Origin of the sequence: Bacillus shivajii (assembly GCF_020519665.1) — a bacterium.
GTDB lineage: Bacteria > Bacillota > Bacilli > Bacillales > Salisediminibacteriaceae > Bacillus_CA > Bacillus_CA shivajii.
Map to the genome: position 1 here is coordinate 206,635 of NZ_CP084703.1, position 25,846 is coordinate 232,480.

Consider the following 25,846-nt stretch of genomic DNA (forward strand, 5'->3'; position numbering starts at 1 on the left):
TTGGAATGAATAAAAATACAAACCTGCACCGTATGCCAATAAAGTTACCAAAATATGCACACGATGAATGGTATGATAATATTAATAACTTAAATTTTTGTCGAGGCAGGTGAGTGGCATTGGGGTTAACGTTCCATATTGACGATTATTCTGTAAATATTGATGGAATGGTGGTCAAATTGCTTAGAAAGGAATACTTGCTGCTTCAATATTTACATGAGTACGTAAACAAGGCATTGTCCCGTCAGCAGCTTCTTGATGCAGTATGGCCATTGCAAGTTCCTTCTGACAGAACTGTAGATGATCATATTTACCGGTTAAGAAAAAAACTTAAGCCGCTTAGCCACCTTATAAAAATAGAAACAGTTAAAGGCTATGGATACAAACTTGTTTTTACCGAACAAAGTAGAACAACGACGCTTCCTTTCAGTCAGGATCAAGAAATCCGCAAACTAACAGAAAACTTAATATATAAATATCACCTTTATGGACAGGGAGAAGCGATACATCAGTTATTGGACAAAAATACATTCGGACTACAGCTTGATGAGGAACAGGAGGCCACACTTCATTTTTTACAAGGGGATTTCATAACGCTCCTTCGCTCGTCGCTTCCGTTTGAGAAGAGAGCTTTTCCATTACTCGGCTTGGACGTTTTGCTTGAAGACGACGTTGAAAAAATGCAGAAAACCTTGATCAAATACGAGCAATCCCAGAATATAGCTGAACCTTGGTATCATGAAGACATCGGTCTTTTTCGAATTTTAATTGATATTAAATCAGATAGGTTGAAGGAAGCACACGCTAGGCTTGTGGAATCCAATGAACGGATTACGACCGACATGCCAGGGTTCTATGGGTTTTACCAAGTATGGTGGCTGTTATATGCGCTTTGTGCAAAGAATCATAAGCTCGCGGAAGAAAAAATCGAAACGTTGGAACAGTTTTTCGAAAAGCAGTCATTTCAAAGGGAGTATGGGTTATTCTTGTTACTAAAAGGTTACTATTTACTGCAAAGAAAGCAACGTACTAAAGCGCTCGACTTGATTTCGCAGTCGTTTACCATTATTGAAAAAACAAAGTTTGCGATGCATATGCTCGTTACGCTGTTTGTCGCAGAAAAATTAACAACCATCTATCACGATAAAGAGGCCGCGGAGATGGTTTGGCTAAAAAAAGAAGAAGTAAATGAACGTTATAGGTTGTCGGAAGTAAAGAAGTTAATAAAAAAAGAATTTGATGAAAATCTCTGATATTCCTCTGACATTGGTGCGGTACCCTTAAACAAAATCACATATTTGTTGAAGGGATGAGGCATTAATGGAAGAACGTATAAATTCGAAAGAGCCTACAATTTGGCAAAATAAAATTTTCATGAAGCTGTTTGCTTCTTATTCTGTTTCAATGCTAGGTCATTGGTTTGACATGGTCGCGATTATTATTTTATTTAGTTATGTGTGGCACACAAGTCCACTCGTGATCGCATTGATTCCTGTCGCATTTGCTTTGCCGCAAGTACTGTTCGGTCAAATTGCTGGAGTATTGACAGACAAATTTCATAAAGTAAAAATTATGATGATCTCCGATTTCACGACAGCAGTACTGACAGTCTTGCTTTTATTTACAAATACACCGTGGATCGCGTTAGTGATTATTTCATTAAGATCGGCAGTCAATGTCGTTCACAGTCCGGCACAACAAGGACTTATCAAACTTGTGGTAGAAGAGAGGCTAATTTTGAAGGCGGTGACACTAAACGGGACGGTCAATCATCTTTCGAAAATTATTGGACCATTTGTTGGTGCAACACTCATCGGTTTTGTTTCGCCAAAGCTTTGTATTTTAATTAATGCAATCGCGTTTACCATTTCAGCATTTATCTTGCTATTCATTTTGCTTAATAAAGAGATGGCAGAACAAACAACGGTAAAAAAAGATGATGAGACTCAGAAAAGCAGTTTTTGGTCATCGTGGCGGGAAGGCTGGAGCGTTGTCTTAAGAACACGGGTTCTTTATGTAAGCTTAACTGCGGTCTTTCTCGGATTTACAGCGCTGCAAATGGTCGACTTCCAATTTCCAGTGCTGTTCAGAGAGATTGCCCCACATTTACCTGAAATCGCCGGCTGGTTAATGGGTGCCACTGGCCTAGGTGCTGTAACGATGATTATGATTTTAAATCGTTTTAAGACCTTGACCCATTACGGGTGGCTCTTTGGCGCAAGTATGCTGCTGATTGGTGCTGCATTCGGCGGTCTCGGTTTTTTGCGAGAGGGATTCATGATTTGGATACCTGTTGCACTTGGCTTTGTCGGCGGTCTCGGTGTCGGTTTGTTAACAATAACGTTCCAGTTCATGATCCAAACCGAAACGACCGACAAGGATATCGGACGTGTATCTGGAATTGCCAGCTCCGTGATCAGCTTGACCGTATTAATATCTCCGTTGGTCGGTGGTTTTCTTGTACAGCAATTTGGTGTGGTTGCCATTCTTCTCACAAGTGGAACGTCTTTAGTGGTGCTCGGTACAATATTAGTTATAGGCGATTCTTCGTTATTTAAAAGGGGAGATGCTTCGAAAGAACAGCTCCCATTAGCGATAGAGAAGTAATAAATACATTAGGGAATATTTACGGTATGTGGTCTTCCTTAAGGGGAGGCCACTATTTTTTGATAATAATGCAGCGGTTTACGTCGAAGGTTTTTCGTATTAAGGGAGAGGCTTTCAGTGTGAGGTTGTCTGACCTTTGTTTTTCACAACGTAATTCGCGATTTCTCTGGGATTAAACCCTACAAAATCGAAGCAGCTTCAGCTGAAGCAGCTTCAGCTGAAGCAGGTTCAAACGTGTAGGCTTCAATTCATGAATAAACGGGAGATTTGACGAATAATAAAGACCCAAAAATGAATAAAATTCCACTCTCTACATAAAGAGAAAAAAGCCGATCTAATACATGTAAAAAGGTCTGAGACCCGAATGAGTCATTTGTCGGAATTTGTCTATATATCTTCCTATTTTTCAAAACATATAATATAATTCTCATTAGTCTTTGTACGTATTTAAGTGTAATGAAATGATAATGGCAAAACTATGGAAATATAGTGACGCAAAGCTAGAGGGGCTAAAGCAATGAGCAATGCCAGCCAGCTACCGTTTCAGGATAATGCATCCTGTATGGTTCGGGGTGTATTTTTTTATATTCATCTAGACGCTGACTATACATTGATCATGTTAGATAAAGAGGGAATTCGATGAAGAAAATTAAAGTTGATCATCTAGAATGTGCAGCGATCAGGATCAGTTACGAACCTTCGTGTAAAATGTGTAATAAGCAATTTTCACATCAAGAAATTTGTTATCGCATCCCGATACACGCTCCGTTCATCGTGTGTACGAAATGTAGTGAGAGTTTTAATATGAAAGAAGTTAGAGTTTATTGGGATAGAGAGGCTGATTGAAGGCAACCATTGTCTCTTTCAATCTATAATTTTTTGAAAATATAAAATACGACTATCTATTTCCACTTAATCATATTCATTTACATAACTGAATCAATTTCAAAATTCCGTTTCCTAAGTTAGCTGAAGGCAAGCCCTCGGGAAAGCGTCCTCCTGAAGTGAAGTTCACGCTCGTCATTCGGAATTAGGCATCATATTTTGAGTTATGAAATTAATTCAACTAATACGGTTTCTAAAAAAAGTTGATGGAAGGAGAAAGCAAATGTATAAAGTCGATCCTAACGTAAAAGAAATGCTAGCTTTACCTGACCAAACAACGGAGGAACTAAAAGAAAAGTATCAGTACTTAGTGAAAGAGCTTGCATTTGCAAGGAATGCGTATGAATTTGAAAAGGCTTCTGAGATTAAAACAGAGATGGTTTACATGATCGAAGAATTAAAGGTTCGAAAAAAAATGAAAAATCATAGATTCATTGTTTTAAATTTTGAAAATCGGTCAACACTAATAAAGAATCATTTTGAGACGAATCATCAGGATCATTAAAAGTATTATCGTTGTCAACATTGTTATTTTGGGTTAATTTGTTGTACGATAATGCTGTGTATGAAACAAGGTAAATATTCGAAAAATGAAGGAGAGAGAGAAACATGAACAAAACAGAATTAATTAACGCAGTAGCAGAGAAGGCAGAATTCACGAAAAAGGATGCAACAACAGCTGTAGACGCAATCTTCGAAACTATTACAGAGTCTTTACAAAAAGAAGAGTCTGTACAACTTATCGGATTTGGAAACTTTGAAGTACGTGAGCGTTCGGCTAGAAAAGGTCGTAACCCTCAAACTGGGGAAGAAATCGAAATCCCAGCTTCTAAAGTACCAGCATTCAAACCAGGTAAAGCATTAAAAGATTCAGTAAAATAAGTCAAAGTAGCTTAAATGTTTCATAGACAAAGTAAAAAAGAGAACTCCGCCATTGGTGGAGTTCTTTTTTTACAGATTAAGGACTTGCACTAAAGCATAAGTGCTTCTATGTAAGCACATTTCGCTTACTAAGAGATAAGCCAAGTTTTATTTAAACGTAAAGAGCCTTTTTGGTTAAATTAGTGGTCACTGAGTTTCTTTAGACGAAATATGCACAAAGCGGTAAAAGTTAGACAAAATCAATATCCTCCGAGCAAATAGTAGTGCCGATTCTTCGCATTCTATGAAAGAAATTGTTTAACGATTCTTAAAAAGTGACAATTTCTACATGCTACAATGGGTGCAAACCGAGAGCGGACAAACTATTTAAGGGGATGTTACATATGTTGAGCAGTGAAAAAAGAAATGAAAGCAACTACACAATGGTGTATTATATCTTAGTTAGTTTAACGATGACCTATGCTATTTATAATTACTTTCATGTGTACGTATGGACGATGGGCTTTCAACCGGTCGAATTTTTGGTAAAACCGTTGATCGTCTTCCCTGCTGTTCTCTTATTGATGATCCTATTCGTGAAATGGACAAGTTATGCATTCAGTCGTATGAAAGATTTTTATATCACTACAAAGCAGTGGGCGAGTCATATTTACTTTCATGATGCAAAGGAAGAAAATGAGTGGAAAATTTATTCTGCTATCTCTACTACGATCATGAGCATGGTTTTAACATATGCAGTTTTTAACTTATTAAATATACATGTGTGGGCGATTGCTTTTAATCCAATCGATTATATACTGAAACCGTTTCTAATTTTTCCAGCTGCAGTCTTATTACTTACATTGTTTATGCAGTGGACAAGCAATGCATTAAACGATATAAAGGAAATCTTGATTATTAAAAGAGGGAAATTCATCTTTTTCCCTAGCTTAGCAAAAAGCCTTCCTATTCAAATTATTGACCATAGTTTTTTAGAGGAATATGACCCAAGTGGTAATGTGCTTGTTGATATGCGGATGAAAGATATGGAAGCTCTTCCTTTTGACGATAATGTTGATATTGTCAAACTGTACAATGATGACCATCACGTTGATGTACCATCCTTAGTTGAGCGTGCCAATCGATTGATCAAGGAAACAGCATTACGGAACAAGCCAATCACGTTTATCGTTGATAGTAAGCGGGACAGGAGCCGGACAATCTCAAAAATATGGCTCAGACTTATCCGAAATCCAAATGCCAAATCTGCAAAAGAGGATATTCATACAATATCTCAGTTAGTATATTAATGAGTAAAAACCCCACTATGCAAGTGGGGTTTTTTAGTTACAGCCTAACGAAGGTGGTGAAAGCGAGCAAAGAACTTTTGTACGTTTTTTTTTCACCATTAGTTGTTTTGGTTATTGTTACGATTATTCCGGTTGTTTAAATCTTGAGCATCATTTTCATTTGCGAATTCTGTACTCGTATTGTTGAGGTTTAATTGGTTATTTTTATTTTTGTTTTTATTGTTATTTTTATGGTTGTTACGGTTGTTTTTATTGTTTTTATAAGCCATGACTTTTCACCCCCCTAAGTCAACTTTAGTATGTATCAGCGATGAAAAATCATGCAATTTCACAGCAATTTCTCTTTTTAGACTTAAAGATACATGGGTGCGCCTTAGGCATTTCATTAAATTAGCAATAAGCTTTAAGAGCGCCAATTTATTAGAAAAAGGAAAACAAGAAAAAAATGTCGAAATTTCTTATTCTTTCTATTGAGAATGTTCAGACAATGGTATATAATATACTTATAACCTTCTTCTTACATCATCTTTGGGTCAAATCCAAATTGCGGTGTACGAAACGGCAAAGCCACCGAAAGATGGTGACGCAAAACTATAGGGGCTACGTTCAAGTCGAATAAGCCAGCCAGTTACCGAAAGAAACCCTCAAATGACAAACGGGGACATGTAGTTTGGATTTGTAATGAAAACAGTGTCGAAAACGAATGAGTCTTGCTAGAAAGAAAATCTTTAGCAAGAAGGTCGTAAATACGTCCAATGACCCGTTCGTCATTGAGATAAACTAGTTTAACTAAACCACCAAGAAAAAAACATCATCCCATCGATGAAAAATGGAGGAATTCAAAATGAAAAAAGACAACCAAGTGAAAAAAGGAAACAAGGAAACAAAAGATAGCGTTCAAGATCAAATTCAATGGCAAAAACTCGTTATTCGCGAAGAATACGTAAATGCAAAATAAAATATATTCTCTTAACAAACAACATGGATTGATCGAAAAGATCGTATGATAGAAGAAGGAAAAAGCAGCTCTCTGGTGGGGGCTGTTTTTATTTGTCGATAGGCAGAGAAAAATTGAGTAGTTATGCAGTATTATTTAGGCTGAAAGATATTCTGGAAAGCAGGTAGATTATGATGCTATCCCGCGTGGTGAGGTGGTGGTTGTCTGACCTTTGAATTTCGCTGTAATACTTAGATATTTTTAGCTTTTGAACTCTACATTTTTGAAGCAGGTTCAGCTGAAGCAGGTTCAAATTTGTACGCTTCAATCCATGAATAAACAGCCGAAAAAACGAATATAAAAGACGATATAATTAATAAAAATACACATGCCAAAACTCTACATCCAACAGCTATTTTTTTCATGAAAATGTAATACAATAAAGGAACATAATGACTAGGAAAGGATTGAAATGATGAAAACAATTGCTGTTTATTGTGGGTCAAGTGAAGGGCATGACCCCATTTATATGGAAGAAGCGCGAAAACTAGGGAAGCATCTTGCTGAAAATGGAATCAAGCTGGTGTATGGAGGAGCGACTGTCGGCTGCATGGGAGCTGTTGCCGATGCTGCAATTGATGCAGGCGGAGAAGTGATTGGCGTCATGCCTGAAAAGCTGGCAAGTCTTGAAATCACACATGAAAACTTAACCGAACTGCATGTTGTTAAAGATATGCATGAAAGAAAAGCGCTCATGGCCCAATATGCTGATGGCTTTATTGCACTACCTGGAGGGGCAGGTACATTAGAAGAGTGGTTCGAAGTATTTACATGGGCACAAATTGGCTATCATGATAAGCCGTGCGCACTTCTGAACATAAATGACTATTACACACCGCTCGTTTCTTTATTTGATCACATGATTGAACAAGGCTTTGTAAAAAAAGAGTACAAGGATTTGATTGTCATGGAAAAGGATGCAGCGAATTTACTTCGGAAGTTGCAAAACTACTAATCGACGTTTTAAAAAATGAGTATGTAGTGAAAGTCGCAAGTATCTGAGTAAAGTCGCAAATATTTGATGAAACTCGCAAGTAAATCAAGGAACTCGCAAGTAAAAAGGAAAGTCACAAGTAACTGAAGAAACTCGCAAAGAACCGATGAAAACTCGCTTGTAAATCGCTAAATGAAAAAACGAAACAACTACGGTACAAAAAGCGCTGGTGGATTGCTCCTACCAGCGCCTATCTATTTTTTAGCTCATTAGGGACAACTGTTGCTCCATAGCAGTTCGGTCTAATGTTGTTGAAGAAAAAATAAAAACCAAACCGCATGATTTTGTTCATCTGCTGCAGCACGTCTAAATATTTCTTTTATGGAAGCATCCTGAGTGCGATCTGCAATATCTAAATAAAAATTAACAGTCTTTTGTTCATTTTTGAACCCTGCTAAAATCCCATCCCTATAAGTATTGGGACACTCTTCTTTGACCTCAGGGGTTGGCTTTCTACCCGTTAAATTTTTATAAATACGATTAAATTCATCGAAATGCCGTACGTGATTTTTTCGAATCTCGAGAATTTGCCTTCTTGCCTCATCGGTATGTGCCATATCTGCTAATTTCCTATAAAAAGCAATGGCACTGTACTCGTCATTGATCGCCTTCATCATATCTTTAGCCAGAGCTGACTGGTTCTCGCCACGGTAATATGGATTATAGTAATAATAATGATTTGGATACATAGGAGTTTCCCCTCCTGAAAAACGTAGTTACCATTAGTTAATGTAGGTGTGAGCGGATGAGTGCTTGTGTATTGAAAAGTGAAAAGAAAAAGCACACCTGTAAAAGTACACGTGTGTTCAGTCGAGCCATTATTTTTTACAATTGGAATCCAAATTTTACTATGCTTATCGGTGCTGTCAGGATTTCTGGACCTTCTGCATGTTCGTATTTTGTAGCGTCAGAGAAACTTCTCCCGACATTTTGAGTTTTGTTTTGCAGGACTTACAAGTGAAAGAGCATGTAAATAGCAAGTACCCACATCGTAATGGCTGAAAGTTTATTAATCACGGTACGAAAAATAAAGTTTTTATCTTTATGGCCAATGAGTCGACCAAGAAGAGCAAGCATGAAAAAGTACAACCAGGAGACGGAAATCGTCGCGGTCATATAAAGCCACTTGTCAACGCCAGAAAAAATAAGGGACTGGGTGCCGATCACGCCAATCGTATCGAGTAATGCATGCGGGTTTAGTAAAGAAACTGATGCAGCAAAAGCCACTTGTTTTTTCGCTGTGGCTGGAGGGTCTTGGTCACGCTCTTTCGCACTTGCTTTCCAAATTGTCCACCCCATATAGAGCAAAAAGACAAATCCACCGATAAGAAGGATTGGTCTCAAGTTTTCAAAGATGTCAGCGATCATTGTTAATGAAAACACCGCAACGAGAATGAGAAGCGTATCAGAAATCGAAGCCGTCAAAATTGAGGGTAGTGCTTTTCTGTATGTAGGTTGGTTAATGCCTTGGGTAAAAATAAAAACGTTTTGTGGTCCCATTGGCAGAATGAGACTAAAAGCTAAAATGAATCCGTATATAAAAGCTTCCATTCTTTACTCCTTTTTTCGCATTTCGTTATGAACATTTTAGCATGAATATAAAAGGTAACAAACACTTGTAAATGGATAATTATGTTAAAATGGTTATAGTGGTAAATTGCATAATATTCAGAAAAAAAGGAGGGGACCAAGATATAGATGAAGACAACTAAGGTTTTCTTGTCGTTGTTGTTATTGATTGTGGTGCTCATCATGAATGGGTGCGAAAGCCCGGAGGTAATGTCTGAGGTTGAAGGTAGTTACCTTACTCTTAAAGAGCATGTCGAATATGGAGATATTGACTTAGAAGTCGATTCGTTGAATGGAGAGATCATTTACTCTTTTGAGCCAGCTGATAATCAGTATTCGTTTGATTACAATCTTCGGTTGCAAGAAGGCGACTTCAAGCTAGAAGTCATTACAGGCGGAGAAAAGGTGGATGAAGTCCCTTGGATGAGAGATGATGAAAAAGAGCTGAACGAAAAACATGATGATGGACACTATAGAATTCATGGCTATGGTGGTGTTTTTCGTATAAATGAAGTCAAAGAGAGGGTCTACTTTTTTTTGCACGGACGAGACAGCGCAACCGGGATGCTCGAGATTACTTGGTAGCTAATCGTATGGGTTGAGGGGGAGTTCAGATGGAAGTGGCATTGATTCTTTTTGGATTATCAATCATCGTCGCGTTATTTATAGGTCAAAAATATCGTGAAAAAAGGTGGATCATTTGTGGCTTAACTACGATGTTTGTGGTTGCGCCTATATTTTCATGGATTGTTTCTATTTTGTACGGAATCCATGAAGGAAGTGGCTTTGCCGCGATCGCATTAATGATGATAATGTTTCCGTTAATGTTTTTCACAGGCCTTGTCATACTTTTAGTAGGTATCAGAAAATAGGTGGTGTTTTCTTGACATGGAAAGGATATAACGATCTCGCGTGGACGGAACGAATTATTGCGCCTCCAGAAGAGTATGAAGAAGAAGTAAGGGGATATATTGACGCAATCAAAAAACATACAACTCTTGATTGTAAGACGATGCTCCACTTTGGCTCTGGTGCTGGTGGTCACGACTTTCATTTCAAAAAGCATTTTGATGTTACAGGGGTCGATATAAGTGACGGCATGCTTGAAATTGCGAAAGAGCGAAACCCTGAAGTGACGTATATAAAAGGCGATATGAGAACGATCGCTCTTGGTGAAAAATTCGATGTTGTCATGATTCCAGATTCAATTATGTATATGACAACAGAAGAAGAGGCTGAACAAGCTGTACAAAATGCAGCAAAACATTGTAAAAGAAATGGCGTGATCCTCATCGTCACACATCCAAAGGAAAGTTTTCATGAGAATAACTTTGCATATAATGGAGCAAAAGACAATGTGCATATCACGATTTTTGAAAACAATTATATTACCTCTGACAAGACTTACGAAGCCGCAATGGTATTCCTTATTCGTGAAAACGGAAAGCTTTCCATACATCAAGACGTTCATACGTTAGGACTTTTCAGTTACGAGACATGGCAAGATTTTTTCAAAAAACAAAAGCTCAATGTTCACGAAATGGATATGAACGATCTTTACGATGAATGGCTGCTTGACTACGGTAAATATAAGTTAAAAGCGTTTATTCTTACCTTTTAGTAGCGGGTGTTTTGGAAAAGGGGCTGGCAAAATGGAGAAATGGCAAGGCTCAGCAGCTGTTTGCATCAATAATGAAGGGAAATTGTTAATGGTGTTACAAGGAAAGCCAGAGGAAAAAAAGAAGTGGTCGGTCCCATCAGGTGGGAAGGAACCGAACGAATCATTTGCACAATGTTGTATTCGTGAGGTTTGGGAAGAAACAGGATATGAAGTAGAAGTTGTAGACGAAGTTTTCGTGAAAAAGTGCTCGGAGGCTCGTGTCGAAGTCCCTTACTTTTGCGTTAATGTCATTGGGGGAGAAGAGCAAATTCAAGACCCAGATCAATTAATTTATGAAATTGCTTGGAAGAACGCAGAAGAATTAAAAGAGTTAGAGCTTTCATTTCCTGAAGATCGAAATTTGTTGATTTATTTGATGGAAAAAGAGAAGCGGGAGACTTGTTCGCGGAATTCGTGAAGAAATCTTGGAAGTCGTGGAGAAACGAGAAAAGTCACCACATCCCAAAAGCCGCAAGTAAATCACAGTACTCGACAAAATACTCTCATCCCGATAAATGACAAGGAGTCGATCATGTTCGAATCAATTGATTATTTACAATATGGGAACGAAAAACAACAGTTTGCTTATCAAGCGATACGCCAATTAGGGGTGATGGAAGACCTAGCTGCTTTTAAACCTATTCTTTGCGGCACGTTGCCAATCGGCATTGATGTAGAAGGATCTGATTTAGATGTGATTATGGAAGTGACTGATTTCTTTCAGTTTGAAAAGAAGGTCAAAGCTTTGTATAGAGGAAAGGAACAATTTCGATTGAAGAGACGCACGATAAGAGGACTGTCTGTTATAAAAGCCAACTTTATTTTTCAAGCGTTTGAATTTGAATTATTTGGTCAGCCACAACCTGTGCAAGAGCAATATGCTTACCTACATATGGTCATTGAGCACTCGGTATTGGAACAGCAGCCCCATCTAAGAGAAGCAGTCATCGCTTTGAAAGAAAAAGGTTATAAAACGGAACCGGCATTTTGTAAAATCCTCGGGTTAGCAGGAGACCCATATGAGGCTTTGGTTGAGTTCGGTAAACAGAACGGGCTTATTTAGCAGTGAAAATAAATTAATAAATATGATAATGCAACATTTTTCCTCAGTATATAAAGAGATGTCTTTGCTTTCCATATAAATAACTAGTATTTTCCATTGGAATGCAGGAAGGTAAGTTTCGTATAAGTAGTTACATAGAACATCTAAAAGGGGATTTTCGAGTATGGGGAGAGGAAATTGAAAGTTTTATATGTTGGAATTACGTTTCAATTTATTTTTATGTTATTAATGACCTTTTTAAATTTCGCGAGAATTTACATTATCGAACATTATTCCGTATATCCAATCGCACTTTTCGAGTTATTTCTAGGAATTGCGAGTATTGTTTGCGGAGTGTACGCGTTAATGAAGCGCGTAAAACCAATTCTTTCGTTTTTTGTCGTGATGTTTGGCTTTTTCATATGTTTCATGTTTGTCTTTATGTACCTTTTACCTGAAGCGGGCATTCCACCAGCAATACCTTGGCTATATCCAGATATGTAAATCGACTTAATGTTGAAAAAGGGGGCAGTATATGGACCAATACTTTGTCGAAAACATTCGTTTTTTAAAAGATGCTAGTCGGGTTGTTGGGCTTATGAAAGGTTTTTCCTATGATGAAAAATATGTAATCGATGATCAGCATTTATTACGAATTTTTTCAACTGACGATCTTGAGCGGAGAAAAAATGAGTTCGATACGATTAAAAAGGTGGGAGATTATTCGACCTATGTGCCGACAGCTCTTGAATTTGGTGTGTTAGAAGAGAGGAACGTTGCCTATATGATCCTTACTTATCTTCCAGGCACCGATGCTGAAGCCGCGATGTCTCAGTTAACAAGGGAAGAGCAGTATGAGGCGGGTTTTCAATCTGGCGAAGAGTTGCAGAAGCTTCATAAAGTGCAAGCTCCTGCCGGTTATCCGTCATGGTGGTCCGTGAAAAAGAAGAAAAGTGACCGGTATTTAAACGAGCTCAAGAACGTACCTATGGATGAAAAAATAAAGCGGATGCTTCAAACATACATTTTCGAAAATGAAGATATCATGAAACGCAGACCGAACACGTTTCAACATGATGACTTTCACCCATCAAACTTGATCATACATAATAAAAAGTTTGCTGGTATCATTGATTTTCAAAGAATGGACTGGGGAGATCCAATTCATGACTTGCAAAAACTAGGTTTTTTTCTCAAAACAAGTTAGTATTCCGTTTACAAAAGCGATTATTGACGGTTATCACGGTGGTCGTGGCGTTGATGATTCATTTTGGAATTTGTATGCATTATATAGCGCGATGCATGTTGTCTCCGCACTCGTTTGGGGGGTGAAGCAGAGCAATGGACAATATGAGCTGCTTAAAAAATATTCGCTAGAAGTTATTGCCGATCATGACGAGTTCCGACGAACAGTGCCGAAGTGGTATGAGGAGCAAGTGGCACGTGACTGAAACAGATGATTTGATCGTGGATCCGCTTCATGAAACAATAAAAATCAAGAAGGCAACGATGTGCAGGTATTTTGCATCAGCGAAGCAACATGAGCTTCCAACTTCAAAAACTAAGTTTAGGGTAGAACGAAACTATGCAAGGAGGCTGAAAGAATGAAGGTATTTGTTATAGGTGCAAACGGACAAATTGGTAGGCACCTTGTACGCATGTTACAGGAAAGCAATGAGCATACAGTGAAAGCGATGGTAAGAAAACAAGAGCAAAAGCAGTCGTTCGAACAGTCAGGTGTTGAAGCAGTAGTCGCTGATTTAGAAGGGGCTGTTGGTGATCTCGCACAGGCAATGAAAGGTTTTGACGCGGTCGTCTTTACTGCAGGATCGGGTGGTCAAACTGGAGCAGATAAAACGCTATTGATCGACCTCGATGGTGCGGTCAAAACGGTAGAAGCTGCGGAAAAAGCAGGCGTCGACAGATATGTAATGGTTAGTGCACACCAAGCACACAACAGGGATAACTGGAATGAGAAGATTAGACATTACTATGTTGCAAAACACTATGCTGATCGAATCGTTGAAGATAGTAGACTCAAATACACAGTCATCCGACCGGGAGGACTGTTAAATGAGCCAGGTAAAGGAAAAGTTACCGCTGCTGAAAACTTACAACGAGGGTCCATCCCACGTGAAGATGTCGCAAAAACAATCGTCGCCTCTCTAAACGATGAGCATACTCAAAATCGATCGTTCGATCTTATTTCAGGTGAAGATGACATAGAAGAAGCAGTGAAAAAGATATAAAGAACAAGTGGAATCAATCTTCACGTGAGCCTAAAACCTAGTGGGTTTCCTATAACCAGGTTCTAGGTACCTGGGAGGGGATTATAAGTTGTTAAGGGGTAAAAAGCCAGCACCTTTAGGGCGCTGGCTTAACGTTTTTTAATCATCTCTTTCGCCTTTGTCACCGTGTTTACCACGGTTTTTATCCCATTTTGGGATGAAACCGTTCTTCTCGAGTTTGTCATAATGTTTTTCAAAATGAGTAATGATTTTTTGACCTTTTTCAGCTGAAAATACACCGTACTCAACGTATTTGTTGATGATTTCCTTATTTTTTTCTAGCGATTCGCGGTGTAATGCAGATATTTCAGCGATTTGCTCCTCTGTTAACTTTACATCGTTTACTTCATCCATATTTTCAGCATTTGTCTCAGATGGCATAAATCCAAGGGAACCTAAAGACAAAATAAACGCCGCCATCATTCCTAATAAAAATTTGTGCATAACTATCTGCTCCTTTTCGATATTCTCATAGTAGCGTGTGTAGATTCTCCAAATTTATCCTATAAAAATCAATTTTTTTGTTTAGAACGATCCTAAGATCCGGAAAGTCAAGCTTTTACGGTGAAGTTCGACACACGGCTGAGTCGACATTATTACCGAAGAAACGATAAAATCCCCTAAGAAAAGAAAATTTTAATGGAAGTCCTTTATCGCTACGTGAATCCGTAGCTTTTGCGATGTGTAACAAATCATATGATTTCAAATATATATATAAGAAGCACTATTGAACGAGTGATTGAAGGGGAGAGGTATGATTGAAAACATTTATCGATTTTGCCTTTGAAGGACCTTTCGAATATCATCCTTCATAAAAAAACGAGCACCGTAACCATTATACGGCGCTCGGCTTTTACTGCCCCTCATGAAGCACATTTGTTGCACTTAAAAGATTGCCATCTGGATCTTTAAACCCGAAGCCACCCATGCCATTTTCAGGGTGAACATTTAAAGGACCGACTTCGATATCATTTTCGGCTAGTGAAACATGAAGTTTTTTGAGGTCCGGTGTGTAAAAATCTATCACACCATGTGTGACGCCAGTGTACGTGTTTTCAAAAGATAAACTTTCGACTTTTTTCGTTTCAACTAAAAAGATCGTCGGAATACCTTGTTTTTTGAAACTTAGCATTGCGTTCGTCTCTCCTTTGAAAATCACCTCAACGCCGAGAACATCGACATAGAAATCTATGGATCTATCGAGGTTTGAAACAGGAATTTCAATTGTTGCAATGTGTGGAATGAAATGTGGCATATATATTCAGCTCCTTTTTTTACAATAACCTATATATTAGCGAAAAAATATAAAATCCCTCCTAAAAAATGTATTTTTATAAGGGGATGTTAACTGTGTCCTTGAAGAAGGTCGTCACCGTTAATTATGATACAATTCGTAAGTAGGAGAAACATTTCATACATCTTTCAGAATTTATAGAGCGTCCGAGCATAGGTTATATCTTATAGTGGGTGGGAACCCCACCGGGCAAGAGCTAACCACTCACCCGTAACGAGTCTTGGAGGGTTGTAGGCAACTATAACCTTTAAGCGTAGACAGTAAGACAGTGGGCCGTAAGCCAAGTGGTTGAAGGGATTGAGCTTCGAAAACTTATAAATGGGAAAGCTGATGGTCTTATAATTCCAGAAAGCAATACCTGTATAAACACTATGGTAAGTTTATATAGGTTTCCCCGGAGTCTGTGACCTCGGCACGCTGGACATTGGTAGGGTATGGCAACTCGGGAGGTCCTGAATGATCTTCTGGAAAAGAAGTATGGTAGACAAGCGATACAAAGTGAGGAAGCCAAATGTCATTCAGGAAGTCGGATGGATGCGTAGTACCAATGAAGTCGGGTAACGCTGACGGAGGAAAGGCATCCACCTTGTATCGATCGAATCAGGGACACATGAACTACACACAGAGGTAGGAGGGCATATCTCATGGAAACAAAACTGATGCGAATAGCTGAAGTAGCGAAAACAAACCCAGAACTAAAATTTACTTCACTGATCCACTTACTGAATAAAGATTCCCTAAAAGAGTGTCATCATCAACTCAACGGAAATAAAGCACCAGGTATATTAGGGACAACGAAACAAGAATACAGTGAAAACCTGGAAGGGAACCTTCAATATCTTATCAATCGAATGAAGAAACAAAGCTACAAACCACAACCAGTTAAACGGGTTTATATTGATAAATCAGGTTCTAAGAAGAAGCGTCCCCTAGGTATCCCAGAGTATGAAGACAAGATCATTCAAAAAGGTTTAGCCAAAATCTTAAATTCAATCTATGAACAAGACTTTCTAGATTGCTCATTTGGCTTCAGGCCAAACCGAAACTGTCATGATGCGCTAAAGGTACTTAATATGTATATTGAAAGAAGGTACACGAACTATATCGTTGATGTAGACATTAAAGGGTTCTTTGACAATGTGGATCACAAATGGATGGTGGAATTTCTAAAACATCGGATCAATGATCCTAACGTATTAAGGTTAATCAATAGATTTCTTAAAGCAGGGTATGTAAAGGATATGAAGTGGTACAAAGATGAATTTGGAACGCCGCAAGGCGGCCTAGCTTCTCCGATTCTTGCAAATGTTTATCTACACTATGTGTTAGACCTATGGTTTGAAAAGCATGTAAAGAAAAGATGCAAAGGACAAGCTTACATAGTGAGGTACGCAGATGATTTTGTATGTTGTTTTCAATATCACAAAGATGCACAACAGTTTTACCGTGCGTTAAAAGAACGATTGAAGAAGTTTAACCTAGAAATCGCTGAAGACAAAACAAAAGTTATTCCATTTGGAAGGTTTGCCAAGGAAAATGAGCAAAGAACAGGGAATCACAAACCACCAACATTTAAATTCTTAGGTTTTACGCACTATTGTAGTGAAAGTAAACAAGGAAAGTTTCGCGTTAAAAGGAAAACCGACAAGAAGAAAATGAGAACAAAACTAAAAGAAACAAAAGAGTGGTTAAAGTCAAAACGCAATCTTAAAATTCAAGCGATTATGGATAGACTCCAACGTTCACTAAAGGGTTACTACAACTACTACTGTATCACTGATAACCTTCCTACCGTGGAGGAATTTGTCTATCATATAAGACTCCTTCTATTCAAATGGATGAATAGAAGGAGTCAAAGGAAATCTTTTACATGGGATAAGTTTAACCTTTTCATGAATAAATTTCCATTACCGTCACCAAGAAAGAAAGTAGATATTTATAATCTGAGGTCACATATCAGCTATATTCAGTAAAGGGTATAGGGAGGAGCCGTGTGCGGTAATTCCGCACGCACGGTTCTGAGAGGGGGTGAGGGTGTGAACCCTCTTCCTACTCGACAGAATATAACGGTAACTAAGGCTTTCGCCATAAGGACTTGGCGATAAGCCAAGTTTTGTTTATCGGTGTAACGTTAAGGAGGAAGAAAAATTGATTCATTCCCTTTTTGATAGATTAGAAGAAATTTATTCAGAACTTGTAGATTTTCGTAGAGATATGCATATGTATCCTGAAATTTCTAATGAAGAAGTCGAAACGCCGAAGAAAATTGCTGAATATTTGAGAAATCTAGGTATTGAAGTTAAAACCGGTGTTGGTGGACGTGGTGTTGTCGGTACTCTCAAAGGTGGGAAGCCCGGTAAAACGGTGGCGCTTCGTGCCGATTTTGATGCATTACCAATTCAAGATGAAAAAAAAGTAGACTACCGTTCACGTGTTCCTGGTGTGATGCACGCTTGTGGGCACGATATTCATACATCGGCTTTGTTAGGGGTTGCAAAAGTTCTCAGCGAGGTACGTGAGGAACTTTCAGGTACAGTCGTTTTTATTCACCAACATGCAGAAGAGGCAACACCAGGTGGAGCAAAAGTGATGATTGAAGATGGCTGTTTAGATGGTGTCGATGTCATTTATGGTGCTCATGTTATGAGTCATATACCATTTGGACAATTTGCCGTTCGTGAAGGGTATTTCTCTTCTGCTCAAGATGACTTCAAAATTGAAGTCATGGGAAAAGGCGGGCATGGGTCGATGCCGCATATGACAGTTGATCCATTAGTGACAGCTAGTCAACTCGTTGTGAATTTACAGCAAATTGTTAGCCGAAACGTTAATCCGTTAGAAGCGGCAGTAGTGACCGTGGGGTCATTCCATAGTGGTGAGGCGAACAACGTTATCCCTGATAAAGCGATGATTAAAGGAACGGTGCGTACATATAATGACGAAGTTCGGAGAAATATTGAGATCGCGTTACGAAGAGTGGCAACATCTACGTGTGAAGGAACAGGAGCAAAAGCGAACATTGAATTTTTCGGTGATTGTCCATCAATTTATAATGACTCGAAAGAAACAGATCGTGTGAAAGAGATGGCAACACTCATTTTTGATGAAGGTAAAGTGGTGGAAGCAGAACCTTTAATGGGAAGTGAAGATTATTCACTTTATCAACAACACGTACCAGGAGTGTACTTTATCGTAGGTGGTGAAAACCGAGACATCAATGCTGTCTATCCGCATCATCACCCGAAGTTCAACGTCGATGAACGTTCGATGAAAGATATCAGCAAAGTATTCATCAGCTCCGTACTAAATTACTTGTCAGACGGGAAAGTAAAACCTGAAAAAAAGTAATATTCCATTCATCAGACTCTATCAAATAGAGTCTTTTTTGATGGTCTATTACTTATGAGAATTCGACATGTTACCTGGGAAATCGACAAGTGCCTGGCACTTTGCACACAAAAAACGCTCCGTGCTTGGCAACTAGCACGGAGCTATAAGAAAGGGGGGATTATACTTATGTCTATATCATTGACGTAAAATCTAGCTTTTATACATATAATTCATATATTTCTTGAATTGTAGAAGGATATTTTTTACCAGGTGCCTGGCACTCTATAACCACTTTAGACCAAAAAAAGCCCGGTGCTTGGCATACGGCACCGGTCTATGAGAAAGGGGGGATATACTTATGTTTATATTATTGTCGGGTAATCTAGTTTCTATACATAAAAACTTGTATCATTCTTTAATTCTTATAAAGAAGATTCGACAAGTCCCTGGTACGCTGTCCCCCCTTCCTTTCAAGAGGTTACTGGTAGTCGCCAACAGAATCTGGCTCTACCCATTCACGGTCACTACTGACGTCAACTTCAAAGTTGACTGGGAGAGAAGTTAAAAAGAGTGCAGCAGCAACAGCAAAAAAGAATTTCTTCATTGTATCACCCCCTTCATTAATTAACATGTTGAGCAGAATATTTATAGTACTGTTCGTTGCCGGTGTTTTCTGCTAAAGAAAAATAGAGCTTTGAAATTTCTTTTGAAAGATTGATTTCTTCATAGTACTTAATCGATTTTTTATAGTAGTTTTCGTATTCATGCATTTTGCCGTGTGTATAAAAGTAATCGCCAAAAGTACGGTAATACCGTGCGAGGATCTGCGGATCATTAATATGATCCATGCGATATAGCATGTTAAATAATGTTCTGCGCATTTCTTTTAAGTCTTGATCAGCCAAATTGATTTCACACTTCAATAGCTGACACCTAACTAATCCACAATCGTCGTTGAGTTTTTTCTTTATATCAATTGCACGATTTAAATGAGATAAGGCTTTCGATATGTTATTCAAATTAAATTCTGAAAACGCCATATTATATTCAATCGTTGATTCTAAATATGCATCATTCAAATATGCGATTAAGGATTGTGCTTTTTTATAATGGCGAACAGCTTCTTCTTCCTCTTGAATATCTGCTAAAGCATTTCCTAAATTAATATACGTGCATACTTGCCCCTTTAAATCGGCTACTTCCTGAAACCAATGAAGTGCTGAGTAGAAGGCTTGGATTGCTTTGTAAAAGTTATCAATGATTGCATGACACGTTCCCATGAATTGATAAAGTCGGCCTATTTGATCTTTAAACTCATTAACTGCCGCGATGTCGGTTGCTTTTTTGTAATGAGCGATACTTTCCTCATATTCATGATGAAAATATGCGAGACCGCCTTGTATCCGATTAATAATCATGTGAGGATACGGATCAAAGTGAGGGGCGTCTTTGACTAAGTCGGTCGTCATTGTTTTCACTGCTTGATAATTTTTCTTTTTAAACTCTATAAAAATATTAGCGACCTGAAGGTAAGTCCTTACATCGGGATGACTTATAGATTCTTTGTGACTTTGTTTTAACTCGTTTACTTGTTGTATGAATGCTGCGTAATTTTTTTCGTCGATGAAACGAAATGCATTGACAAGTTGCTGCTTAATCGAAGAGACATTTTTCTCTAAATCTTTTCCTAATAGGTAATCAACAGGTACATTTAACTTGTTTGCAAGATCCTCCGCAATATATCTCGGTATCACTTTCTTGTCGTTTTCGATTTGAGATATGTAGGACGAAGAAATTATGCCTTCTGACAATTCTTCTTGGGTAAGGTTCCTTTGTATTCTTAATGTTTTCAGTCGATTACCAATCACAATTCATCATCCTCCCTAAGAAGAGAACTTCGGTATGTTAACCATTCTAAGATTAATGGACTATAAAAACAAACAATATAATGAATATTCTAAACATTGGAACGAAATGACTATGTTTTTACTATTTTTTAACAAGACACATACAGTAAATACCAATAACCTTGATAGTAAGGGGTAAAACGTAAAGGAAGGACTATGATTCAAAGGAAGTTTTGTCGATTTTTGTCGTGAACCTTTATAAATGACGTAAAGTATAGACTTCTTCATAAAAATAATTGATAATTCTGATTAACCGCAGCGGAACCTTTCGAAAGCCTGTTGTTTTACATAACAATAGGAAAAATCTTTGGCCAAAGATGAAAATTAAAAAAATGGAGGTTTCTTAATGAAAAAAGTTTTTGCGATGTTCATGGCCGTAACGTTAGTGATCGGTTTATATGTACCAGCGATGAGTGCGGATGAACAAACAGATGATTATTTAGTAATGTTTAATGGCCCTGCTGAAAAAGGAGTTTTACAAGCTTTTGGTGTAGAGGATGAGGATATTCTCCACGCATTTGACTTATTGCCAGCTTTTCACCTTGAACTTACTGCTGGTCAGGCTCAAGGGTTAGCGAACCACCCGCAAATTGAGCATGTCGAGGAGAACGCTGTAGCAGAAGCTTTAGGGCAAACGGTACCTTGGGGTGTTCCACATGTTCAAGGAACAGACGTGCATGATATGGGCTATACAGGTAGTGGACTGAATGTCGCAATACTAGATACGGGAATTGATAATACTCATGAGGATCTCGCTGCAAATGTGAAAGGCGGATATTCTGTATTTGATGATGCAGACAATAGCGACCCGTTTTATGATGGAAACGGTCATGGTACACATGTTGCCGGAACAGTTGGTGCGATTGATAATGACCTAGGCGTTCTAGGTGTTGCCCATTCAACGAACCTTTATGCTGTTAAAGTTCTTAACAATGACGGTAGTGGCTCTTATGCTGGTATCGCTGAAGGAATTGAATGGTCCATCCAAAACGACATGGATATTATTAACATGAGTTTAGGTGGCTCTCAATCATCATCGATTTTAGAAGAGTTTAGTAATCTAGCATATGAAGAGGGCGTATTAGTTGTCGCTGCTGCAGGGAACAGTGGAAACCGTGGCGGTAATAACGACACGGTCGGATATCCTGCCAACTATGAATCTGTCATTGCGGTTGCTGCAGTAGATGAAAATAACAACCGCGCTACGTTCTCAAGTACTGGTCCGGCTGTTGAATTATCAGCTCCTGGAGTAAGTGTTCTAAGTACGGTTCCTGGAGATGGTTATGATTCTTATAACGGAACGTCTATGGCATCACCACACGTTGCTGGTGTAGCTGCACTTGTTTGGGAAGCGAACCCAGGTTTATCAAATGTTGAACTGCGTGAACTTCTACAAGAAACAGCAGTTGACTTAGGTGCTTCGCACCAATATGGTCATGGACTTGTTCAAGCGAAAGCGGCAATTCAATAACTAGTTTTCTATCAACACCTGAGTGTTATGCTCGGGTGTTTTTTTTTTTTTTTTTCTGGAAAAATATAGAGGATAAAAAGAATATGTATCGAATGTATGTTGTTATGGCAGGAATGGTGAAAAGGCCTGGATACTATTTGTTACATAGGTAACGGCCTTAGAATACCACCCACTTGATACTGGCCATTTATTATTGGAAAAAATGAGGTGCATAACATGTTCAGTTTTTACAGCCAACTATCTACCGAAGTGTATGACTTAGATAAGCCAATCGGACATTCATTCGGTGATGTTGAGTATTATAATGAGAGATTAAAAGATTGCAAAGGAAGGATTTTAGAGCCAGCAGCAGGAACTGGGAGGATTCTTATACCACTTTTAGAAGACGGATTTGAAGTAGATGGCATGGATTACTCACCCGAAATGCTTCAAATTTGCCGCAACCATTGTGAAAAGCGCGGGCTTGAGCCAAAACTATATGAAGCAGATATGTCAGCACTTGCTCTTCCGGAAAAATATGAAGCGGTCATCTTGCCAACGGGATCGTTCTTATTATTAACTGACCGGAAAAAATCGATGGAAGCCCTCGATTGTTTTTATAATCATCTTGAAGATGGCGGACGATTGATCATCGATCTATTCATCCCAACAGAGTTTGAAATGGGGAAAGTAGGTACGCGTTCTTGGAAAAATCAAGACGGTGACCTCATCACATTAGAATCAAAACTTGTCGACGTCAATTTCATCAACCAAACAACGATCTACCACCACAAATACGAAAAGTGGCATAATAATAAGCTAATTGAAACTGAACTCGAGGAGTTCCCGTTACGTTGGTATGGCGCCGAAGAATTCAAACTTGTCTTAGAAAAAGTCGGCTTTAAAGACATTACAGTGTCGGCCGATTATGAATATGGAAAGGAACCGACAAAAGACAGCGAAATCATCACATTTGAAGCAAAGAAGTAGCCCTCAGAAAAACGCCATTATTTTCCATGTGCCTGTCACCTGGAAAATAATGGCGTTAGTCGGTGGGTGAATCAATGTAGAGATCGCACGTGGGCGGGAACTGATCACACGTGAGAAGAAATAATCGCACGCAAGCCGGAATGATCACACGTGAGAAGAAATAATCGCACGCGAGCCAGAACTGATCACACTTGAGAGGAAATAATCGCACGCGAGCCAGAACTGATCACACGTGAGAAGAAATAATCGCACGCGAGCCAGAACTGATCACACGTGAGAAGAAATAATCGCACGTGGGTCAGAACTGATCACACGTGAGAAGAAATAATCGCACGTGGGCCAGAGTCAACGCACGCAAGAAGGAATAAACACGCCAAGACGACTATTATGTGACCGAATGAAATTATAAGGAAAGCCACTTTTATTCAAGCGGCTTTTTCCTTATCTACCATACTTTTTAACCTGTGAACACATCTCCTTTTGGATAAGAGATGTTTGGCTTAGAAGATTTTGCTAGAGCAAAAGCCAATGTTAGGGGACCAATACGACCGATGAACATTAAGACGATAATCATTTGTTTACCTAAAAGGGATAGCTCGTCAGTTAAACCCATTGATAAACCAACGGTACCAAACGCAGAAAATGCTTCAAAAACAATTATGATAAATGGGGCTTGTTCGGTAATATTTAGAATGAAAATGGATAGGAAAATGATTGCTAGACTTGTGACAACGATAGCTAGCGCTCGAATAATAATATCTTCATTTATTCGGCGTTCAAAAATGTGTGACTCTCGTTTTCCTTTTAAGTAGGTAAAAACAGCTAAGGTAATGATAATAAATGTTGTCAGTTTAATACCACTTGCAGTAGAGGCGCTACCTGCACCAATAAACATAAGAAGGAGGATAAAAACAATAGATCCAGGGTTCATATCACCAATTTCAATCGTATTAAATCCCGCTGTTCTCGGTGTTACTGCTTGAAAGTAAGAAGCCCATATTTTTTCATAAGTTGTAAGTTCTCCTAGAGTAAGAGGATTTGTATATTCTAAAAGAAAAATGACGATGATTGCTACAACATTAATAATAACCGTACCAACTAGCATGATTTTTGTGTGTAATGCATAATGACGAAATCTTTTTGTTGTCATGACATCATACAAAACAGTAAATCCAATCCCTCCAATAATAAATAAAATAGTAATTATCAAGTTTACAATTGGATCGCCAACATATCCTGATAAACTGTCGGACCATAAACTAAATCCTGCGTTGTTGAAGGCTGAAATAGCATGAAAGAGACTTGTAAAAACTCCGAATCCCCATCCGTATTCAGGTACCCACCGAATAGAAAGCAATATTGTAGCAATGAGTTCCATTACGATTGAGAAAATAAATAATATTTTTACTAACCGAACTACTCCCCCAATGGAATGTTGATTGAGTGCTTGTTGGATCAGGATTCGCTCTTTTAAGCCAATTCTTTTCCCTAGTACTATAATTGTAATGACGGCAAAGGTCATTAATCCTAATCCACCAACTTTAATAAGTATCATAAGGATGACTTGGCCAAATGTTGTAAAGTTTGAACCAGTATCTAATACAACTAGCCCTGTAACCGTTGTTGCAGAAGCGGCTGTAAAAAGTGCATCGATCCAAGAGATGCTTTCTGTCGTGCTCAACGGAAGCATTAACATGAACGTACCAAAAATGATGACGACTCCAAACCCTATAGCTAAAAGTTGTGGGGGAGAAAAGCTCCATCTTTTTAGTGGATTGTGTAATTTCATGTTACATCGCCTGATCTTCAAATCGTTTAATGTCTTTATTTTCTCCAATGACGATGAGTAGATCACCTTCATCAATTTTCGTGTCAGGCATTGGTGAGATATCCATTTCTTCCCCTTTTTTAACTGCGAGTATTGTGACTCCAAACTTTGCACGAATATCTAGGTCGATCAATGTTTTTCCCCTTAGTTTTGTTGTAGCAATTAGTTCAACAATACTATAGCGATCGGACAGTTCAATATAATCAATGACTTTTTCATCCGAGAGTTGTTGAGCAATTCGTCTGCCCATATCTTTTTCTGGATGAACAATCATATCTGCTCCAATTTTAGCAAGTACTTTATGATGATAATCATTTTTTGCTTTCACCCAAACTTGACTAATCTCTAATTCTTTTAATACAAGAGTTGTTAAAATGCTTGCTTGAATATCGTCACCAATCGAGACAATGACATAATCAAAGTTTCTGATACCTAATGACTTTAGTGTTTTTTCATCTGTGGAATCAGCGACAACTGAGTGGGTAGCAATGTTGGCATACTCGTTGACTTTGTGCTCTCGGTTATCCATAACCAGGACTTCATGACCAAGTTTTATCAATTCCTTACAAACACTGCCACCGAAGCGACCTAACCCAATGATGGCAAATTGATTTTTTTTAGGCATAACGTTCATCTCCTTCAACAAAAAAAGACCTCTTCAAAGAAGGGTCTTCTTCAGACCTTTCTCTTCAAACGCTTACGAAGTTAGCTGTCGGATTAGGGGATAAGAGTACCCCTACTTATCATAAGATTCACCCCTAGACGCAGAACATGCGCCAATAAATGGTTCCTCCGCTCTTTTCAGATTCAGCGATAAAAAGGTTTTGAATTGTT

At 38.5% G+C, this 25,846-nt stretch carries 28 protein-coding genes and 3 riboswitches; of the genes, 19 read left to right on the plus strand and 9 right to left on the minus strand.

What is annotated here, in order from left to right; all coding sequences use genetic code 11:
- The first annotated feature begins 119 nt into the window (after positions 1-119).
- The 5 genes from LGQ02_RS01095 (at position 120) to LGQ02_RS01115 (ending at position 5,663) form a co-directional block, all read left to right on the plus strand.
- Positions 120-1,253, plus strand: a complete 1,134-nt coding sequence (locus tag LGQ02_RS01095) for a winged helix-turn-helix domain-containing protein (RefSeq protein ID WP_226516422.1) — start codon at positions 120-122, stop codon at positions 1,251-1,253.
- 67 nt (positions 1,254-1,320) lie between these two features.
- Complete coding sequence (locus LGQ02_RS01100; protein WP_226516423.1) at positions 1,321-2,607, plus strand: MFS transporter; 1,287 nt, start codon at positions 1,321-1,323, stop codon at positions 2,605-2,607.
- A 459-nt stretch (positions 2,608-3,066) separates the two neighbouring features.
- A riboswitch (cyclic di-GMP riboswitch) is annotated at positions 3,067-3,150 on the plus strand.
- 565 nt (positions 3,151-3,715) lie between these two features.
- Complete coding sequence (locus tag LGQ02_RS01105; RefSeq protein ID WP_226516424.1) at positions 3,716-3,997, plus strand: hypothetical protein; 282 nt, start codon at positions 3,716-3,718, stop codon at positions 3,995-3,997.
- A 104-nt stretch (positions 3,998-4,101) separates the two neighbouring features.
- Positions 4,102-4,374: an HU family DNA-binding protein gene (locus LGQ02_RS01110; protein ID WP_226516425.1), complete on the plus strand. Its 273-nt coding sequence runs from the start codon at positions 4,102-4,104 to the stop codon at positions 4,372-4,374.
- Between the two features lie 383 nt (positions 4,375-4,757).
- A complete protein-coding gene (locus LGQ02_RS01115) occupies positions 4,758-5,663 on the plus strand; it encodes a hypothetical protein (protein WP_226516426.1) in 906 nt (301 codons plus the stop codon).
- 98 nt (positions 5,664-5,761) lie between these two features.
- Here LGQ02_RS01115 and LGQ02_RS01120 read toward each other — a convergent pair whose 3' ends face one another.
- Entirely contained in the window at positions 5,762-5,932 is a 171-nt protein-coding gene (locus tag LGQ02_RS01120) for a hypothetical protein (protein WP_226516427.1), read from the minus strand.
- Between the two features lie 281 nt (positions 5,933-6,213).
- Positions 6,214-6,299, plus strand: a riboswitch (cyclic di-GMP riboswitch).
- Between the two features lie 776 nt (positions 6,300-7,075).
- Here LGQ02_RS01120 and LGQ02_RS01125 point away from each other — a divergent pair.
- The gene (locus tag LGQ02_RS01125) at positions 7,076-7,615 is read left to right on the plus strand and encodes an LOG family protein (RefSeq protein WP_226518180.1); all 540 of its coding nucleotides are present in this window, start codon (positions 7,076-7,078) and stop codon (positions 7,613-7,615) included.
- Between the two features lie 281 nt (positions 7,616-7,896).
- On the opposite strand, the gene LGQ02_RS01130 is transcribed toward LGQ02_RS01125, so the two are convergent.
- Both LGQ02_RS01130 and LGQ02_RS01135 read right to left on the minus strand, forming a co-directional pair.
- The gene (locus tag LGQ02_RS01130) at positions 7,897-8,343 is read right to left on the minus strand and encodes a ferritin-like domain-containing protein (RefSeq protein ID WP_226516428.1); all 447 of its coding nucleotides are present in this window, start codon (positions 8,341-8,343) and stop codon (positions 7,897-7,899) included.
- A gap of 262 nt (positions 8,344-8,605) precedes the next feature.
- On the minus strand, positions 8,606-9,205 hold the full coding sequence (locus LGQ02_RS01135; RefSeq protein WP_226516429.1) for a LysE/ArgO family amino acid transporter: 600 nt from the start codon (positions 9,203-9,205) through the stop codon (positions 8,606-8,608).
- Positions 9,206-9,352: 147 nt separating this feature from the next.
- Between LGQ02_RS01135 and LGQ02_RS01140 the strand changes: the two genes are divergently transcribed.
- The 9 genes from LGQ02_RS01140 (at position 9,353) to LGQ02_RS01180 (ending at position 14,174) form a co-directional block, all read left to right on the plus strand.
- Positions 9,353-9,808 (plus strand): hypothetical protein, encoded by a 456-nt coding sequence (locus LGQ02_RS01140; RefSeq protein WP_226516430.1) that lies wholly within the window; start codon positions 9,353-9,355, stop codon positions 9,806-9,808.
- Positions 9,809-9,837: 29 nt separating this feature from the next.
- Positions 9,838-10,095 (plus strand): hypothetical protein, encoded by a 258-nt coding sequence (locus tag LGQ02_RS01145; RefSeq protein WP_226516431.1) that lies wholly within the window; start codon positions 9,838-9,840, stop codon positions 10,093-10,095.
- A gap of 11 nt (positions 10,096-10,106) precedes the next feature.
- On the plus strand, positions 10,107-10,844 hold the full coding sequence (locus LGQ02_RS01150; RefSeq protein ID WP_226516432.1) for a class I SAM-dependent methyltransferase: 738 nt from the start codon (positions 10,107-10,109) through the stop codon (positions 10,842-10,844).
- Between the two features lie 31 nt (positions 10,845-10,875).
- Positions 10,876-11,301, plus strand: coding sequence for an NUDIX hydrolase (locus LGQ02_RS01155; RefSeq protein WP_226516433.1), 426 nt, complete (start codon positions 10,876-10,878; stop codon positions 11,299-11,301).
- Between the two features lie 114 nt (positions 11,302-11,415).
- On the plus strand, positions 11,416-11,946 hold the full coding sequence (locus tag LGQ02_RS01160) for a DUF4269 domain-containing protein (RefSeq protein WP_226516434.1): 531 nt from the start codon (positions 11,416-11,418) through the stop codon (positions 11,944-11,946).
- 177 nt (positions 11,947-12,123) lie between these two features.
- Positions 12,124-12,429 carry a hypothetical protein gene (locus LGQ02_RS01165; RefSeq protein WP_226516435.1) on the plus strand — a complete coding sequence of 102 codons (306 nt, stop codon included), beginning with the start codon at positions 12,124-12,126 and terminating at the stop codon, positions 12,427-12,429.
- Positions 12,430-12,460: 31 nt separating this feature from the next.
- A complete protein-coding gene (locus tag LGQ02_RS01170) occupies positions 12,461-13,132 on the plus strand; it encodes an aminoglycoside phosphotransferase family protein (protein WP_226516436.1) in 672 nt (223 codons plus the stop codon).
- A gap of 236 nt (positions 13,133-13,368) precedes the next feature.
- On the plus strand, positions 13,369-13,533 hold the full coding sequence (locus LGQ02_RS01175; RefSeq protein WP_226516437.1) for a hypothetical protein: 165 nt from the start codon (positions 13,369-13,371) through the stop codon (positions 13,531-13,533).
- A complete protein-coding gene (locus tag LGQ02_RS01180; RefSeq protein WP_226516438.1) occupies positions 13,530-14,174 on the plus strand; it encodes an SDR family oxidoreductase in 645 nt (214 codons plus the stop codon). The genes LGQ02_RS01175 and LGQ02_RS01180 overlap by 4 nt, the downstream gene beginning before the upstream one ends.
- A gap of 138 nt (positions 14,175-14,312) precedes the next feature.
- Here the strand turns inward: LGQ02_RS01180 and LGQ02_RS01185 are convergent, their stop codons facing one another.
- A complete protein-coding gene (locus LGQ02_RS01185) occupies positions 14,313-14,657 on the minus strand; it encodes a YckD family protein (protein WP_226516439.1) in 345 nt (114 codons plus the stop codon).
- 409 nt (positions 14,658-15,066) lie between these two features.
- Complete coding sequence (locus tag LGQ02_RS01190; protein ID WP_226516440.1) at positions 15,067-15,468, minus strand: VOC family protein; 402 nt, start codon at positions 15,466-15,468, stop codon at positions 15,067-15,069.
- A 683-nt stretch (positions 15,469-16,151) separates the two neighbouring features.
- Between LGQ02_RS01190 and ltrA the strand changes: the two genes are divergently transcribed.
- Positions 16,152-17,480 (plus strand): group II intron reverse transcriptase/maturase, encoded by a 1,329-nt coding sequence (ltrA, locus tag LGQ02_RS01195; protein ID WP_226514859.1) that lies wholly within the window; start codon positions 16,152-16,154, stop codon positions 17,478-17,480.
- Positions 17,481-17,655: 175 nt separating this feature from the next.
- Entirely contained in the window at positions 17,656-18,855 is a 1,200-nt protein-coding gene (locus tag LGQ02_RS01200) for a M20 metallopeptidase family protein (protein WP_226516441.1), read from the plus strand.
- 460 nt (positions 18,856-19,315) lie between these two features.
- Here LGQ02_RS01200 and LGQ02_RS21220 read toward each other — a convergent pair whose 3' ends face one another.
- Positions 19,316-19,441, minus strand: coding sequence for a hypothetical protein (locus LGQ02_RS21220; protein ID WP_264183997.1), 126 nt, complete (start codon positions 19,439-19,441; stop codon positions 19,316-19,318).
- Between the two features lie 16 nt (positions 19,442-19,457).
- Positions 19,458-20,705, minus strand: coding sequence for a helix-turn-helix domain-containing protein (locus tag LGQ02_RS01205; RefSeq protein ID WP_226516442.1), 1,248 nt, complete (start codon positions 20,703-20,705; stop codon positions 19,458-19,460).
- 385 nt (positions 20,706-21,090) lie between these two features.
- On the opposite strand from LGQ02_RS01205, the gene LGQ02_RS01210 reads away from it, so the two are divergent.
- Positions 21,091-22,215 (plus strand): S8 family peptidase, encoded by a 1,125-nt coding sequence (locus LGQ02_RS01210; RefSeq protein WP_226516443.1) that lies wholly within the window; start codon positions 21,091-21,093, stop codon positions 22,213-22,215.
- A 216-nt stretch (positions 22,216-22,431) separates the two neighbouring features.
- Positions 22,432-23,184: a class I SAM-dependent methyltransferase gene (locus tag LGQ02_RS01215; RefSeq protein WP_226516444.1), complete on the plus strand. Its 753-nt coding sequence runs from the start codon at positions 22,432-22,434 to the stop codon at positions 23,182-23,184.
- A 457-nt stretch (positions 23,185-23,641) separates the two neighbouring features.
- Here LGQ02_RS01215 and LGQ02_RS01220 read toward each other — a convergent pair whose 3' ends face one another.
- A complete protein-coding gene (locus LGQ02_RS01220) occupies positions 23,642-24,973 on the minus strand; it encodes a TrkH family potassium uptake protein (protein ID WP_226516445.1) in 1,332 nt (443 codons plus the stop codon).
- Between the two features lies 1 nt (position 24,974).
- Positions 24,975-25,637: a potassium channel family protein gene (locus LGQ02_RS01225; RefSeq protein WP_226516446.1), complete on the minus strand. Its 663-nt coding sequence runs from the start codon at positions 25,635-25,637 to the stop codon at positions 24,975-24,977.
- 53 nt (positions 25,638-25,690) lie between these two features.
- Positions 25,691-25,835: riboswitch (cyclic di-AMP (ydaO/yuaA leader) on the minus strand.
- Positions 25,836-25,846: the final 11 nt, after the last annotated feature.